14 protein-coding genes are annotated in these 15,811 nt (G+C 65.1%); 5 read left to right on the top strand and 9 right to left on the bottom strand.

Annotation, left to right across the window (positions count from 1 at the left end; genetic code table 11):
- Positions 1–34: 34 nt before the first annotated feature.
- Complete coding sequence (locus tag JYG34_RS13415) at positions 35–1,267, top strand: OprD family porin (protein WP_213656898.1); 1,233 nt, start codon at positions 35–37, stop codon at positions 1,265–1,267.
- A gap of 25 nt (positions 1,268–1,292) precedes the next feature.
- Positions 1,293–3,347 (top strand): phenylacetic acid degradation bifunctional protein PaaZ, encoded by a 2,055-nt coding sequence (gene paaZ, locus JYG34_RS13420; protein WP_213656899.1) that lies wholly within the window; start codon positions 1,293–1,295, stop codon positions 3,345–3,347.
- Between the two features lie 130 nt (positions 3,348–3,477).
- Here paaZ and JYG34_RS13425 read toward each other — a convergent pair whose 3' ends face one another.
- The 4 genes from JYG34_RS13425 to JYG34_RS13440 form a co-directional block, all read right to left on the bottom strand.
- On the bottom strand, positions 3,478–4,257 hold the full coding sequence (locus tag JYG34_RS13425) for a DNA-binding protein (RefSeq protein WP_213656900.1): 780 nt from the start codon (positions 4,255–4,257) through the stop codon (positions 3,478–3,480).
- Between the two features lie 74 nt (positions 4,258–4,331).
- Positions 4,332–4,874: an ankyrin repeat domain-containing protein gene (locus tag JYG34_RS13430; RefSeq protein ID WP_213656901.1), complete on the bottom strand. Its 543-nt coding sequence runs from the start codon at positions 4,872–4,874 to the stop codon at positions 4,332–4,334.
- A gap of 140 nt (positions 4,875–5,014) precedes the next feature.
- Entirely contained in the window at positions 5,015–6,556 is a 1,542-nt protein-coding gene (gene katB, locus JYG34_RS13435) for a catalase KatB (RefSeq protein WP_213656902.1), read from the bottom strand.
- Positions 6,557–6,838: 282 nt separating this feature from the next.
- Positions 6,839–7,528, bottom strand: coding sequence for a type 1 glutamine amidotransferase domain-containing protein (locus JYG34_RS13440; RefSeq protein ID WP_213656903.1), 690 nt, complete (start codon positions 7,526–7,528; stop codon positions 6,839–6,841).
- Positions 7,529–7,705: 177 nt separating this feature from the next.
- On the opposite strand from JYG34_RS13440, the gene JYG34_RS13445 reads away from it, so the two are divergent.
- On the top strand, positions 7,706–8,671 hold the full coding sequence (locus tag JYG34_RS13445; protein ID WP_213656904.1) for an acetoacetate decarboxylase (ADC): 966 nt from the start codon (positions 7,706–7,708) through the stop codon (positions 8,669–8,671).
- A 9-nt stretch (positions 8,672–8,680) separates the two neighbouring features.
- Here JYG34_RS13445 and JYG34_RS13450 read toward each other — a convergent pair whose 3' ends face one another.
- A complete protein-coding gene (locus tag JYG34_RS13450; protein ID WP_213656905.1) occupies positions 8,681–9,115 on the bottom strand; it encodes a MerR family transcriptional regulator in 435 nt (144 codons plus the stop codon).
- A gap of 115 nt (positions 9,116–9,230) precedes the next feature.
- Between JYG34_RS13450 and JYG34_RS13455 the strand changes: the two genes are divergently transcribed.
- Positions 9,231–10,061: an alpha/beta fold hydrolase gene (locus JYG34_RS13455; protein ID WP_213656906.1), complete on the top strand. Its 831-nt coding sequence runs from the start codon at positions 9,231–9,233 to the stop codon at positions 10,059–10,061.
- A gap of 27 nt (positions 10,062–10,088) precedes the next feature.
- On the opposite strand, the gene JYG34_RS13460 is transcribed toward JYG34_RS13455, so the two are convergent.
- Positions 10,089–11,027, bottom strand: a complete 939-nt coding sequence (locus tag JYG34_RS13460; RefSeq protein ID WP_213656907.1) for a Dyp-type peroxidase — start codon at positions 11,025–11,027, stop codon at positions 10,089–10,091.
- A gap of 309 nt (positions 11,028–11,336) precedes the next feature.
- On the opposite strand from JYG34_RS13460, the gene JYG34_RS13465 reads away from it, so the two are divergent.
- Positions 11,337–12,125, top strand: a complete 789-nt coding sequence (locus tag JYG34_RS13465) for a formate/nitrite transporter family protein (protein ID WP_213656908.1) — start codon at positions 11,337–11,339, stop codon at positions 12,123–12,125.
- Here the strand turns inward: JYG34_RS13465 and qhpG are convergent.
- Genes qhpG through JYG34_RS13480 form a run of 3 tightly spaced genes read right to left on the bottom strand, consistent with a single transcriptional unit; the run spans position 12,122 to position 15,810 of the window.
- Positions 12,122–13,429 (bottom strand): flavin-dependent monooxygenase QhpG, encoded by a 1,308-nt coding sequence (gene qhpG / locus JYG34_RS13470; RefSeq protein WP_213656909.1) that lies wholly within the window; start codon positions 13,427–13,429, stop codon positions 12,122–12,124. The genes JYG34_RS13465 and qhpG overlap by 4 nt on opposite strands.
- Entirely contained in the window at positions 13,422–14,093 is a 672-nt protein-coding gene (gene qhpE, locus JYG34_RS13475; protein ID WP_213656910.1) for a subtilisin-like serine protease QhpE, read from the bottom strand. The genes qhpG and qhpE overlap by 8 nt, the downstream gene beginning before the upstream one ends.
- Positions 14,083–15,810, bottom strand: a complete 1,728-nt coding sequence (locus JYG34_RS13480; RefSeq protein WP_213656911.1) for an ABC transporter ATP-binding protein — start codon at positions 15,808–15,810, stop codon at positions 14,083–14,085. The genes qhpE and JYG34_RS13480 overlap by 11 nt, the downstream gene beginning before the upstream one ends.
- Between the last annotated feature and the right edge of the window lies 1 nt (position 15,811).

Consider the following 15,811-nt stretch of genomic DNA (forward strand, 5'->3'; position numbering starts at 1 on the left):
TTCAAGAACAATAACAATGTCGGGTACAACAACAATGAACCGCACGCATCTCAAGTCAGCCGCCTGGCTGGCCACCCTCGCCCTGCCCTTGCCGGCCATGGCGGACTTCATCGCTGACAGCCACGCACGCCTCGAACTGCGCAACCACTACATCAACCGCGATTTCCGCCAGAGCAAAGCGCCTCAGAGCAAGGCCGAGGAATGGGGCCAGGGCTTCACCGCCCGCTTCGAATCGGGTTTCACCGAGGGGCCGGTCGGTGTCGGGGTAGACGCCATGGGTCAACTCGGTATCAAGCTCGACTCCAGCCGCGACCGGCGCAACACCGGCCTGCTACCTTACGGACCGCGCAGCCTGGAGCCGGTGGACGATTACAGCGAACTGGGCCTGACCGGCAAGCTGCGGGTATCGAAGAGCACCCTGCGCCTGGGCACGTTACAGCCGATCCTGCCGGTGGTGGTGTACAACGACACCCGCCTGCTCGCCTCAACCTTCCAGGGCGGCCTGCTGACCAGCCAGGAGTTGGACGGCCTGACCTTCAACGGCGGTCGCCTGACCAAGGCCAACCTGCGCGACTCCTCCGGGCGCGACGACATCGGCTACGGCGCCGCCAGCAGCGACCACTTCGACTTCGGCGGCGGCAGCTACGCCATCACCCCGCAGGCCAGCGTAAGCTACTACTACGCCAAGCTCGAAGACATCTACCGCCAGCAATATGTCGGTTTGCTGCACACCCAGCCCCTGGCCGAAGGCGTCAGCCTGCGCAGCGACCTGCGCTACTTCGACAGCCGCAGCGATGGCGCCGAGCGTGCCGGGCGCATCGACAACCGCAACTTCAACGCCCTGTTCACCCTCGGTGTGAAGGCCCACAAGTTCTCCGCCACCTGGCAGCAGATGTCCGGCGACAGCGCCTTCCCGTTCCTCAACGGCGGCGACCCGTACACCGTCAACCTGGTCACCTACAACACCTTCACCCGCGCCGGGCTCGATTCCTGGCAACTGCGCTACGACTACGACTTCGTCGCCCTGGGCATCCCCGGCCTGAGCTTCATGACCCGCTACACCGATGGCCGTCACGCCGAAACCGCCACGGTCAGCAACGGCCGCGAGCGCGAGCGCGACACCGACATCACCTACGTCATCCAGAGCGGCCCGTTCAAGGACGTCAGCCTGCGCTGGCGCAACGTCACCTTCCGTTCCGGCAACGGCCTGACCAATGCCGTGGACGAGAACCGTCTGATCATCGGCTACACCCTGGCGCTCTGGTAACCGCGCCCCTTCACAGGAGAACAGCATGTCCGCCGCCCCTACCCTGCAAAGTTTCATCGCCGGCCGCTGGCTCGGCCAGCACGGCGCCCAGGCCCTGCGCAGCGCCCTTGACGGCCATGTCCTGGCCTACAGCCACGAAGAACGCCCGGACTTCGCCGAGGCCGTTGACTTCGCCCGGGCCCAAGGCCTACGGCAATTGCTGGCGATGGACTTCCAGCAACGCGCCGCCAGGCTCAAGGCCCTGGCGCTGTACCTGGCCGAGCGCAAGGAACAGCTCTACGCCCTGTCCCACCACAGCGGCGCCACCCGCGCCGACAGCTGGATCGATATCGAGGGCGGCAATGCCACGTTGTTCGCCTATGCGAGCATGGGCCGGCGCGAACTGCCGTCCGGCAACCTGGTGCATGAAGGCCCGGCGATCCCGCTGGGCAAGAACGGGCACTTCGCCGGCAGCCACATCCTGGTGCCGCGCGCCGGTGTGGCCGTGCATATCAACGCCTTCAACTTCCCGATCTGGGGCATGCTGGAGAAGTTCGCCCCGACTTTCCTTGCCGGCATGCCGTGCATCGTCAAGCCTGCCACCTCGACCAGCTACCTCACCGAAGCCGTGGTGCGCCTGATGAATGAATCGGGCCTGCTGCCGGCTGGCAGCTTGCAACTGGTGATCGGCAGCGCCGGCGACCTGCTCGACCGCCTGCAAGGCCAGGACGTGGTGACCTTCACCGGCTCCGCCGACACGGCCGCGAAATTGCGCGTCACCCCGAACCTGGTGCGCCACTCGGTACCATTCACCGCCGAGGCCGACTCGCTCAACTGCGCCATCCTCGGCCCGGACGTCAGCCCCGACAGCGAGGAGTTCGAGCTGTACATCAAGGAGGTGGCGCGGGAGATGACCACCAAGGCCGGGCAGAAATGCACGGCGATCCGCCGCGCCATTGTCCCGGCCAGGCACATCGATGCGGTGGCCACACGCCTGCGCGAACGCCTGCGCAAGGTGGTGGTCGGCGACCCGTCGGTGGAAGGCGTGCGCATGGGCGCGTTGGCGTCCCACGACCAGCAGCGCGATGTCGCCGAGCGGGTGCGAATGCTGCTGGAAAGTTGCGATCAACTGCTGGGCGCCAGTGACGGTTTCAACCCGGTCGGCGATGGCGTGGCCGAAGGCGCCTTCTTCGCCCCGACCCTGCTGCTGGCCCGCGACCCGCACGCCGAGGGTGGCGCCCACGACATCGAGGCGTTCGGCCCGGTGAGCACGTTGATGGCCTATGACGACCTCGACGAGGCGCTGGCCCTGGCCGCCCGGGGCAAGGGCAGCCTGGTGGCGTCGCTGGTCACCGCCGACCGCGCCGTGGCGGCCAAGGCCATCCCGGTGGCGGCGGCCTGGCATGGGCGGCTGCTGGTGCTCGACAGCGAGGCGGCCAAGGAGTCCACCGGGCATGGCTCGCCGTTACCACAACTCAAGCACGGCGGGCCCGGCCGCGCAGGCGGCGGCGAGGAGCTGGGCGGTTTGCGCGCGGTCAAGCATTACCTGCAGCGCGCTGCAGTCCAGGGCTCGCCGAGCATGCTGATGGCGGTAACCGGCGAATACGTGCGTGGCGCCGAAGTGATAGAGACCGAAGTGCACCCGTTCCGCCGTTACTTCGACGACCTGCGCATTGGCGAGTCGCTACTCACCCACCGGCGCACTGTGACCGAAGCCGACCTGGTCAACTTCGGTTGCCTGTCGGGTGATCATTTCTATATGCACTTCGACGAGATCGCGGCGAAGCAGTCGCAGTTCGGCAAGCGCATTGCCCACGGCTACTTCGTGTTGTCGGCGGCGGCCGGGTTGTTCGTCTCTCCGGGCGAAGGGCCGGTGCTGGCCAACTACGGGCTCGACACCCTGCGCTTCATTACGCCGGTCGGGATCGGCGACACGATTCAGGCACGGCTGACCTGCAAGCGCCGCATCGACCAGGGCAAGACCAGCCCGCAGGGGCAGCCGCAAGGGGTGGTGGCGTGGGATGTGGAGGTGACCAACCAGCTGGGTGAGCTGGTGGCCAGCTATGACATTCTGACGTTGGTGCTCAAGCGGCCCGAGTAAGGATTTCTCGTTTGGCACAGTCCCTGTAGGCACGTACCGCGAAAGGGCTGCGCAGCGGCCCCAGGATTTCAGCCTTCAGCAAAGATCGCAGGGGGCCGCTTTGCGGCCCGTTCGCGGCACAAGGCCGCCCCTACAGAGGAGTGCGCGCCGCCAGTCGCGCCAGCTGCCGGTCCTGCTCGGCACAGCGTTCACGTTCCGCCTCCAGTTGCCGGCGTATCTCCTCGCTCGCTCCCTGGGCCTGGCCAAGGATGGCGCGCAAGCCTTGCACCTGGGCATCGCGTTGCTCCAGTTGTTCACCCATCATCTTGCGCTCCGACTGCGCCTGGCGTTGCTCGGCCTGCAATCGCTCATTGTCGCGGTGCAGCCGAGTCAATTCTTCCTGGCGCGCGCTCATGCCCAATTGAACGGTCTGCAACTGCCCCTGCAACTGGCGAACCTGAGTCTCATGGCGGCGCTGGTCCTGTTCGCGTTGCTCTCGGTTGCTGGCACGCAAATGCTCGATGTCTTCATGGGCCTGGCGGTGCTTCTCTTCCAATGAGCGGACTTGTTGTTCCTTGTCCGTCAGGCGCACCTGCAGTTCACTCAAGGCCTGCCGGGCCAGCTGCAGTTGCGACTGCAGCGCCCGGCGCTGGTTGTCCACCTCGGCCTGGGCGGCATCGATGCGTGCCTGCCCCTCCTCTTGCAATTGTGTCGCCAGTTGTTCCACCAACTTGGCCAACGGTTCGCTGAGGCTGGCCATGCCGTTGAAGCTTACGGGTTCCAGCTCTTTCAGATAACGATGAATCGTGGTTTTCGAGCCGGTATTGCCCAATTCGATACGTACTGCATCGATACTCGGATGCACGCCCCGGGCAATCAACAATTGCCGCGCACGCTGCACTGCTGCCTTGTCGATTCCGGTCCTGGCCATGTTCGCTCCCGAAGTTTCGTACCGTGGTACGTACCATGTAATTACGCGAATTCTGCACCTGTAACGACGGGATTTCAAGGCGCCGCAGGCGTGCCCCTCACCTCGCCGCGTTGCAGGCTACCCACGGTGTTGCCCATGGCATCCCGTGCGTCCAGGTCTGCGCCGCGCGCCTGCAGGGCCTGCAGCACTTCGGTGCGCTGGAACAGCGCGGCGTACATCGCCGCCGTCTGCCCGGAGGCGTTGTGCTGGTCTGGGCTGCAGGGGGCGTCGATCAGGCGCCGGGCGATACGCACCTCGCCCTTGAAGATCGCTCCCATCAGGGCCGTGTTGCCGCGCAGATCCTGCACGCAAGGGTCGGCACCGGCCGCCAGCAGTTGCTCGACGGTTTCGCCCTGGCCGTGATAGGCCGCCAGGATCAGGCCGGTGTAGCCCTTCGCATCACGCACGTTCAGGTCGAACCCGGCCTCGATGAATGTCCGCAGCATGGCCTGATCGCCGCGTCGCGACGCATCGAAAAAGTAGTCGCGCAAGCGCTGCTCGACGGCCAAGCCCTGCGCATCAGCCTGAGCAGTCATCGTCGTCAGCCCGACCAGAGCCGCAAGAAACCATGCCCGCATGGTGGTCTCCTCCAATGGAACAGAACATAACTGATTGATTTGGCGCGGCCTTTGTAGGAGCGGCTTCAGTCGCGATCATCCGCGAAGCGGGTATCAGACACCGCGTCGCCTGCATCGCGGGTGAAGCCGCTCCTACGTCATCAGTCCTGCAGCTTCGCCGCCAACTGCTGGACCCGTTTCAGGTCGGCTTTGGCCACCTTGGCCAGGCCCGTGCCGTAATCGCTGTCGGCCTTGTAGAAGAACGACAGCATGATGTAGCGGCTCTCCTCGTCCGCAGTCGCCAGTGCCGCGCCCAGGCTGTTGATCAGGTCGGCCTGGTCCTTCTTGCCGTACGAACGGAACAGTTCGCCGGTCTGCTTGAAGTTCTGCTCGCGCTGGATCTTCGCCTGCTGGGTACTGCCGCTGAGCGGGGTCGCGACGTAGCGGGCGCTGGCCTGCTCATCCCGCGGCTGGCGGCGGCTCGGTTGATAGTTCACGCCACTGTCGGTGCGGCCGGCGTTCATCGCGCCATCCTGGTTGATGCTGTTCACCTCGGCGCGCGGACGGTTGACCGGCAGGCTCAGGCCATTGGCGCCGATCCGGTACATCTGGGTGTCGGCGTAGGCGAACAGACGGCCTTGCAGCAGGCGGTCCTCGGACGGCTCGATGCCCGGCACCAGGTTCGACGGCGCCATGGCGACCTGTTCGGTCTCCTGGAAGAAGTTGTCGACGTTGCGGTCGAGCACCATCTGGCCGATCTTGCGCTCGGGCACGCCGGGCCAGATCTTGGTGGCGTCCAGCGGGTCGAAGTCAAACTTTGCCAGTTCTTCAGGCTTGAGCACCTGGATATACAGGTCCCATTTCGGGAAGTTGCCCTTGCCGATCGCGCTGACCAGGTCGTGGGTCATGTGGCTGTAGTCGCGGCCCTGAACTTGCTCGACCTGTTTCGGGTCGAGGTTCTTCTGCCCTTGCAGGCTCTTCCAGTGGAATTTCACGTAGTGCGTCTCGCCCTTGGCGTTGACCAGCTTGTAGGCGTGCACGCTGTTGCCGTCCATCTCGCGGTAGCTGGCCGGGGTGCCTTCGTTGGAATACAGCAGGGTCAGGGTGCGGGTGGCTTCGGGTACATGAGAGAAGAAGTCGAAGCGGCGCGAATCGTCGTCGAGGTTGCTGCGCGGATCGGGCTTGAAGGCGTGGACCATGTCCGGGAACTTGATCGCGTCACGGATGAAGAAGGTCGGGAAGTTGTTGCCGACCAGGTCCCAGTTGCCATCGGCGGTGTAGAACTTGGTGGCGAAGCCGCGCGGGTCGCGCAGGGTTTCGGGGGAGTGGTTGCCATGCACCACCGAGGAGAAGCGCACGAACACCGGGGTCTTTTCGCCGGGGCGGAATACCTTGGCCATGCTCAGGTCGCTGATGTCGGCGCTGGCGGTGAACTGGCCGTGGGCACCGGTGCCGCGGGCATGCACCACGCGCTCGGGGATGCGCTCGCGGTCGAAGCGCTGCAGCTTTTGCAGCAGTTGCACATCCTGCAACAGCACCGAACCGTTGGGGCCGGCGGTCTGCGAGTTCTGGTTGTCGCCCACCGGGGCGCCATTGTCGCGGGTCAGGGTGGCGGCCTGCACGGACATCGACAGCAGGCTGGTGGCGAGGCTGGCCGCTACCAGCAGGCGGCCGGGCTGGAACAGCTTGAGGGAAGGGATCATGAATCTACTCCTAATGGCTCTATCAGGCGTCTTTGGTGCGCCTGACAGAGGGTAAGGAAGTGGGTCGTGATCGCTAAATTGATACTCCGTATCAGTTCGATTGGTAACTTTTATGGCTATGGATATTCGTTTCGGATATATCAGAGTATTCGGCGGGAGGGGCAGCGCCTATCAGATCGAGCGCCGCTGGCGCGGCGCATCGCGGATAAATCCGCCCCTACAGAGGAAGTTGCGTCGCATGTAGGAGCGGATTCATCCGCGATGCGGCGCGCCAGCGGCGCCCTACCCTCGAAGCAACGCCTCCACACGTTGCGCCGTGGCCTTGGCCGACTGCGGGTTCTGCCCGGTGACCAGGCGCCCGTCCACCACCACTTTGGAGGTGAACGGCAACAACGCCTTCTCGTAGCGTGCGCCGCGCTCGCGCATCAACGCCTCGGCGTTGTAAGGCACCTTGCCCGCGACGCCCGCCAGCACTTCCTCTATCCAGGCATAGCCAGTCAGGCGCCGCCCCTTCACCAGCAGGCTGCCATCGGACAATCGCGTATTGAGCAAGCCACAGAAGCCATGGCACACCGAGGCAACGACGCCACCCTGTTCGTAGATCTCGCGGGTCAGGCGCTGCAGGCCCGGGTCGTCCGGAAAATCCCACATCACGGCATGGCCACCGGTGAAATAGATGGCATCGAAGTCTGCCGCCACCAGGTCTTCAGGCCTGGCGGTGTTGTCCAGCAGCGCCAGGCTGACCGGGTCGTTCAACCAGGCCTTGCCGGTGCCATCGAGCAATGGCCATTTCAGCGAGCGCGGTTCCAGGGGCGACTTGCCGCCCTTGGGACTGACCAGGCGTTGTTCGTAGCCCTTGGCCGCGAATACCTGCCAGGCATGGGTGAGCTCCCCCAGCCACAGCCCGGTCGGTTCGTTCGGGTCGGTGTAATGGGCGACGTTGGTGACGACATGCACGATGCGCTTGGTCATGGAGCCATTCCTGCGGGTGATCGGTACCCCTGACGTTAGCCTTCAAGTCAACTTCAAGGTCAAGCGCAAGGCGACACGCCGAAACGGCGCTTGACATTAAAGTTGCGTTGAACGTTAGGGTGATCCCGCATTCAACCCTGGAGAGCTCGAACTGTGAAACTTGCAACTGTTGCGGCAATGACCGGAATGCTCTTGGCGCCCTGCGCGGGCAGCGCCCTGGCGGACACAGCCGACACCACGGTGATCGACATCGCCGGCCACCCGGTGCCCGTGCTCAAGGGCGGGCTGTACGACCGCTACCGCTCCAACCCGCCCCTGTCGGTGATCCAGGCGCAGGCACCGGAGCTGGACCTGAGCTGGTTCAAGACCTTGCCCAAGACCAAGGTCGATATCGGCTTCACGTCCTACTCGCCGAACTTCTACTACCGCAACAGCCGGGTCACCGCGGTGTACACCGCCGACCTCGAGCGCCTGCGCGCCCTGATGCCGGCCAAGGTGCTGGAGCAGGTGCAGCCGCTGCAGGTGTGGCCTGGGCGCGGCCTGGTGGCGTTCACCGCCTACACCTACGACTACTGCGACAACGACAGCTACAACGAGGTCGCCCTGTCGATCATCACCAACCAGCCGGGCAAGGCGAACCTCGGCCCCATCACCTTGATCGGGCAGTCGATGTCGAAGGACTTCTGGGGCTATGTGCTGAAGCTGCCGGTGAACACCGAGCTGGCCCGGGTGCGTGGCGTGGTCGGCTACAACCTGCCGAAATGGCTGACGGGCATCGACCGCCATGAAGATGCTGGCACGGTGACCTACGACATCGTCGACAACCAGACCGGCAAGGTGGATGTGGTGTTCAAGGCGAACAAGCTCGACGAGGTGTCCGACGACGTCGGCATGGTCACCAACAGCTTCACCAACCTCGACCACGCCGGCCAGTTGACCTACGGCTACGCCACGTCCCGGCAGACCCGCCATGCCAGCAGCACGAACGCGGATTCGGTACAGATGCAGTTGGGCGATGGCAGCCTGGCGAGCTACATCCGCTCGCTGGGCCTGGGCAAGATGGTCAAGTACGAGTACGTGCCGGCATTCCAGAGCGCGCTCTACGCGCCCAAGCCACTGGCATTGCTGGGCAAGGGCAACTGAGGCGCCGGCTCAGTTGCCGCCGCCAGCCTTGCTCGCGGCGAGGTCCTCGCGCAGGCGGTCCAGCACCCGCTGGGTGTTGTCCACGCACTGCATGCCTTCGGGCTTGCTCTCGATGCCGTCGATCACCAGCAGCAACTGCGCCTTGTTGCGTGCCAGGCGCTGCTGCAACAGGTCGATCTCCTCGACCTTGCGCTTGAGCCCGTCGAGCAGTTCGCCATGCTGCCAGCCGCTGGCGTTCACCGGCAGCAACTGGCGGATTTCTTCCAGGGAAAAGCCCGCCGCCTGGGCGCTGGTGATCATTTCCAGCACCCACACCGCATCGTCGGTGTAGTCACGGTAGCCATTGGCCTTGCGCCCGACCGTGCGGATCAGCCCGCTGGCCTCGTAGAAACGGATTCGCGAAGGCGCAAGACCGGTAATTTTTGCAAGCTCTCCTATTCTCATCTGGCACCTCGAAAACGCGTTGACCTTAAAGCGCACTTTAATCCTACAGTGGCGGCGTGGCCAAGTGGCCCCGCACCACATGTGCAATCCTCAGACCTCGAACAGGAGAAGCGAAATGGGATACGTCACGACCAAAGAAGGTGTCGAGATCTTCTACAAAGACTGGGGCCCCCGCGATGCCCAGGTCATCTTCTTCCACCATGGCTGGCCGTTGAGCGCCGACGACTGGGATGCGCAGATGCTGTTCTTCCTGGCCCACGGGTATCGGGTCGTCGCCCATGACCGCCGTGGGCACGGGCGCTCCAGCCAGGTGTGGAACGGCCACGACATGGACCACTACGCCGATGACGTGGCCGCGGTGGTGCAACACCTGGGCGTTCAGGGCGCCATCCACGTGGGGCACTCGACCGGTGGCGGCGAGGTCATCCACTACATTGCCCGGCACACCGAAGACCCGGTCAGGAAAGCCGCCATCATCAGCGCCGTCCCGCCGATCATGGTGAAAACCGCCAGCAACCCAGGCGGGCTCGACAAGTCGGTGTTCGATGGCCTGCAGGCCCAGCTCAAGGCCAACCGGGCGCAGTTCTACCACGATATCCCGGCCGGCCCGTTCTACGGTTACAACCGCCCCGGCGCCAAGGCGGACCAGGGCGTGGTGCTCAACTGGTGGCGCCAGGGCATGATGGGCTGCGCCATTGCCCACTATGACGGCATCGTCGCCTTCTCCCAGACCGACTTCACCGAAAGCCTGAAGAAAGTGACGATCCCGGTGCTGGTGATGCACGGTGACGATGACCAGATCGTGCCTTACGAGAACTCGGGGCCGCTGTCCGCCAAGTTGCTGCCCAACGGGACGCTGAAGACCTACGCCGGCTTCCCCCATGGGATGCCCACCACCAACGCCGACGTGATCAACGCCGACCTGCTGGCGTTCATCCGCAGCTGAAAGGCTTGGGGCGGGCGCTGCTCGCCCCTACTCGCCAAACTGCTCGAGGAAATCCACCGCCGGCACGAAGAACAAGCCACCAGTGACCGCACGGCTGAAATCGAGCAGGCGATCGTAGTTGCCCGGTGGCTTACCGACGAACATGTTCTCCAGCATCTGCTCGATCGGCGCGGGCGAGCGGGCATAGCCGATGAAATAAGTACCGAACTCACCGGCACCCGGGCGGCCAAATGGCATGTTGTCGCGCAGTATCTTGATCTCCTTGCCGTCTTCTTCGAGTGTGGTCAGCGAGCTGTGTGAACAACTGGGCTTCACATCATCGTCCAATTCGATATCGGACAATTTGGTGCGGCCGATAATGAGTTCCTGCTCGGTGGTGGACAACTTCTCCCAGCCCGCCATGTCATGCAGGTACTTCTGCACCAGTACATAACTGCCGCCGGTAAATTCAGGGTCTTCATTACCGACCAGGGTGAACTTCTCCACTTCCCGCGGGCCCGGGTTCTCGGTGCCATCGACGAAGCCGATGATGCTGCGCATGTCGAAATAACGGAAACCCTGGACCTCATCGACCACCGTCACCGCTGAACCCAGGCGCTTGATCAGTTGCGACGCCAGTTCGAAACACAAGTCCATGTGTTCGGCACGAATGTGCAGCAGCAGATCGCCCGGTGTGGCGACGGCAACGCGCTCGCCCTCGCCAAACTCCCGAAAACCGTGCAAGCCAGCGGGTTTCGGTAGCCCGAACAGCCCTTCCCATACCCTGTCGGCGAAACCGATGACGCAGGAAAGATTGCCTGACGGCACGCGCTTGCCCACGGAACGCACCAGGGCAGCGATATCGCCACACAGCCCTCGCACGCGGTCACGGCTGTCATCACCGGAGTTGAGCGTTGCCACCAGGAAGATCGCGCTACGGGTGATCGGGCTATCGACCGCCTGGGGCTCTGTTGCGTTGTCGTCCATATAATGCGCACCTTCTTATACAGGCTCATGTGAAGTCATGTTATTGCCAGCAAGACAACTAGCGGAATAACATCACGGCCTGTGTGGTATAGCACAGTTTATCCTCGAACAATGCCCTCATAGATGACATCTATCGGTCGATCCAGCCTATCGATTTGACTGCGTCAATTTGCCCCAGATAATGAGCGACGCTTTGCTGAAGTTACCGCCAAGTCCGCCTGCCCGTACCTGAGCTGTTCCTACCCCTATAAATATGACCCACGGCCTGCCCATCGACCGTGCCTGTGTCCCTGCGTCCGAGTTGTTGAAATGTCTGTCAATGCCCCCTCCCAGATCACCGAACTGGTCATCGAAGCCGGTGCCAAGAAGGCCCACCTCCCTACCCGCGCGACCTTGATCCTCGGGTTCCTGGCGGGTGCGTTCATCTCCCTCGGGTTCCTGCTGGCGATCCATGTCAGCACGATGATCCCGGGGCCCTGGGCGTCGTTCGGCACCCTGCTGGGCGCTGCGGTGTTCCCCATCGGCCTGATCCTGGTGATCCTGGCAGGCGGTGAACTGTTGACCGGCAACATGATGAGCCTGCCGCTGGCGATGTTCGCCGGGCGCATCCGCCCCGGCGCGGTCGCCCGCAACTGGCTGCTGGTGACCTTGGCCAACCTGCTGGGCGCGCTGTTCGTGGCCTATTGCTTCGGGCACCTGCTGGGGCTGGCCGAAGGGCCCTACCTGAGCAAGACCCTCGCGGCGGCGACCAGCAAGGTCAGCGCCGATTTCCTGCATGCCTTCATTTCCGGTATCGGCTGCAACTGGCTGGTGTGCCTGGCGGTGTGGTTGTCGTACGCCAGCCGCGAGGTCAGCGGCAAGATCCTCGGGATCTGGTTCCCGATCATGGCCTTCGTCGCCATCGGCTTCCAGCACGTGGTGGCGAACATGTTCCTGATTCCGGCGGCGATCTTCGCCGGCTACCTGAGCTGGGGCCAGCTGGTGCAGAACCTGGCAGCGGTGTTCCTCGGCAATGCGGTGGGCGGCGCGATCTTCGTGGGCCTGGCCTATTACGTTTCCTACGCCGTCCCGGCCCAGGAGCAAGCGCTCGAACGCTAACCCCGTAGGAGCCGGCCCTGCTCGGCCAACCAGCGCTTGAGCATCCAGCGCTGCTGTTCAGAATAGGTAGCCAGGTAGTCGTCCACGCGTTGCCCAGCCTTGACGGCCCGTACCACCGGCGCCAACTCGATGCCCTGCAGGTGCCAGATACCCAGCGGCTGGTCCGCCGTGACCACCACCTGCGCCTCTTCCACCAGCGCGTCACGCAACACCGGCCGGGACTCGACCCGCACGCTGTCCCAGTTCGCCGGCACATGGATCGGCTGTGCGTCCGGCCACGCACTGCGCCGTGCCCAGAATGGCGCAGCGGCCCGTGATCGCTCCTGGGCATGGAAGTCCCGACCGATCCGGGCAAAACGCATGAACAATTGCTCGATACGAGACTGGTGGAAACGCCGTGCCAACTCGGCGCGCGCCGGGTGCTGGAGCAAGGTGTTGATCACCCCGGGCGCCTGCAAGGCCGACGACAGCGACTGGAAGATCCCGTTGCCCGACAGCGGGTCGACCGCCATCGCCGCATCGCCAACCCGCAACCAATCCTTGCCACAGCAGTCGCCCGCCAGGATCGCCGTGCTGCTGCGCGCATGAACGCTGGCCGGCGCCAGGGCCTGCTCGTCGAACAGCTGGGCAACCAGCGCCGAACGCCGCCGACGCTCGGCGCAGTAGTCAGCCAGCGCCGCCTTGCCCGGCAGCCCGGCCGTCGCCGCGTCCAGGGTGACCTGCCAGTAGCAGCGACCATCGGCCAGGCGCGCCATCCACGCCCAGCCATCGTCCAGGCTCTCCACCGCCGACGCGGGCAAGCCGGGCGCGGATTGCCAGGCATTGAGCAGGCTCACCGTCTCCGGGCCGCGCACCCGCCCGTCGGCCAGCGGCGCCTGGCGGCCACGGGCCTCGACCAGGAAATCGGCGTGCAACATCTGGCCGTCATCCAGGCGTACCTGGTGAACTGCATCAACGAGCACTTCGCGAACCCGGCCCTCGATCAGCGTGACGCCCGCACGGTGCAAATCATCACGCAGGGCCTGGTCGAACCGCTGGCGGTCGAGCAGGAACTCCTGGTTCAGCCGCAGTTGCTCGCCATTCCAATGCACCTGCCGTTCGGCCGGGGTGGTGGCCTGCGCCAGGGCGGCGCCCAGGCCTGCATGGCGCAAGCCCTCCAGGACCCGTTGCGAAACGCCTTCGAGCGCGGCGAAGCGGCGCCAGTCGGACACCACCGTCACCGGGTAGCCCAAGCGCCGCAGGCCCAAGGCCGTCGCCGCGCCGGCAGGCCCCGCACCGAGCACGAGGATGGGTTGTTCACTCATCCGCCAGGCCCTTGCGCTCAGGACCACTGAACGCCGCATGGGCTTTCAGCCATTGGAACAGCGCGACGCGATCCAGCCCTGGCCTGTCGTGCAGCAACGCCGCGATGCGCCCGGACAACGCGGCACAGGCCTGGCTCGCACCCGCGCCATCCGCCATACCGACAAAGGCGCCGAAGTCGGCCTGGGCGGTGCCCAGCCACGACCATTGGCCAGGTGCGCAACGCGCATCGCCGGTAACCCGTACCACCCCAGGGTAGCTGGCCGGATACACCGCCGCACCCCGTGCCGGGCTCGAGGCACAGAGCAGCACGCCGGCCGCCTGGGCGGCGGCACAGGCCTGGCGCAGCACCGGACGGTCCTGGTGCAGCCCCAGGCTCAGGTTGATCACGCTCGCGCCCTCCTCCACCAGCCACAGCAGCGCCGCAGCCACCTGCAGGGCGCTGGTGCTCCATTGTTGGGTAAACACCTGCGCCATCATCAAAGGGACTGCGCCGGCCTCGGCGCGAATGCGCTCGATCACGGCGCTGCCATGGCCGAGCGCGTCCGGTTGGGCCTCGCCTTCCTGAAGCAGGCCGCCCTCCAGCCAGAACCGTCGCGCAGCGCACAACGACTGCCCCGCCAGGCAACCGCTGTCGACCACGCCAATACGCAACTCACGGGGCATTGTCGATGGGCTCCTTGGCAAGCAGCCGGCCGTCGCGCAGTTCCAGGTGCAGGTCGGCATCGGCCAGGGTCGAGGCACGGTGGCTGATGAGGATTCGCGTGCGGCCGACGAAAAGCTGATCGATGGCAGCGATGACTTCGCGTTCGGTGGCTTCGTCCACCGCCGAGGTGGCCTCGTCGAGCACCAGGATCGCCGGCTGCTGCAACAGTGCTCGGGCGATGGCGATACGCTGCTTCTGCCCTCCGGAAAGTTGCTGGCCGCGCTCGCCGAGCAGCCCGTCCAGGCCCAGCGGCAGGCTTTCCAGCAAGCTGTCCAGACGGGTCAGGCGCACCACTTCCTGCAGTTGTGCGCGGGTGGCCTGCGGGGTGCTGTAGGCCAGGTTGTGGGCCAGGGTGCCACGGAACAGCACGATATCCTGGCTGACCACGACGATGCGCCGGCGCAGCGCTTGCAGGTCGAGCTCGCGCAGGTCGACGCCGTCAAGCAGGATGCGCCCCTCCTGGGGGTCGTAGAACCGTTGCAACAGGTCGATCAGGGTTGACTTGCCGACGCCCGAGGCGCCGCTGATGGCGATTTTGCGGCCACCCGGCAGCCGCACGTCGACACCCTGGAGCACGCCGCCCTGGCGCTGGTCGTGGGCGAACCGCACACGCTCCAGGCGCAGCTCGCCGGGGCCATCGGGGATAGGCCGCGGCGCGTCGGTTTCCCGCACCGCCAGTGGCTCTCGCTTGAGCTCCATGACCCGCCCCAGGCTGACGGCCATGCGCTGCACCGCGACATACAATCCCAGCAGGCTCTGCACTGGCCCCACGGCCATGCCCAGGTAAGTGGAGAACGCAATCAGGGCACCCAGCTGCCAGGTGCCCTGGATCACCCACCAACCACCGACCAGAAAGGCGCAGGCACGGCACCAGGACGTCAGCGTGCCGGGTACCGCCTGGGTGACGAACTCGGTGAGCTGCACCTTGAGCAGCTGGCTCATGTAGCCCTGCCCCAGGCCCTCCAGGCGCTCGGCCTCGCGCGGTTGCTGGCCGGACGCCTGGATGAACTTCATCGCCGGCAGGGTCTCGACCAGGAATGACGAGACATCCGCCGAGCGCTCGCGCAGGCTGCGCACTTGCCGTTCGACCTTGCGCCGCATCCAGCGCAGCCACAACACTTCCAGCGGGATCAGCAACGCCAGCAGCAGCGACAGTTGCCAGGACAGCATCAGCATCAGGGCCACCGCGCCCACCAGCCCGATCACCGCCGACACCGCCGAGAACAGCGAGTCCACGGCAAAGCGCTGGATCTCGGCGACATCGCCGTCCAGCCGCGAGAGGATGTCGCCGGTGCGACGCTGGCCATAGAAGGTCGGCGACAGTTGTTGCAGGTGCCGGTACAGGTCGTCGCGCAGGGCGAACAGGATGCGCCCGGACAGCCGGGTGTGCAGGTAGCGGTTGATACCTGACAGCAGCGTGCCGAGCAGGCCGGCGGCGATCATGATCGCCGCCATGTGCCAGAGCGTCTGGTAGTCGCGAGCCAGCAGCCCTTCGTCGATCAGGGTCTTGACCAGCCAGGGCTGCACCAGCACCAGCAACGAGGCTGCGAAGGATAGCGCCAACAGCACGCCGATGGCCCGCCCCTGCGGGCGCACGAAACCGTACAGCCAGGCCAGCGCCTGGCGCATCAGCGCGGGGTCGCTCGACTCGATCAGCCGTGAGAACAATCCTCCCATC

It is taken from the genome of Pseudomonas entomophila (assembly GCF_018417595.1).
Taxonomy (GTDB): domain Bacteria; phylum Pseudomonadota; class Gammaproteobacteria; order Pseudomonadales; family Pseudomonadaceae; genus Aquipseudomonas; species Aquipseudomonas entomophila_C.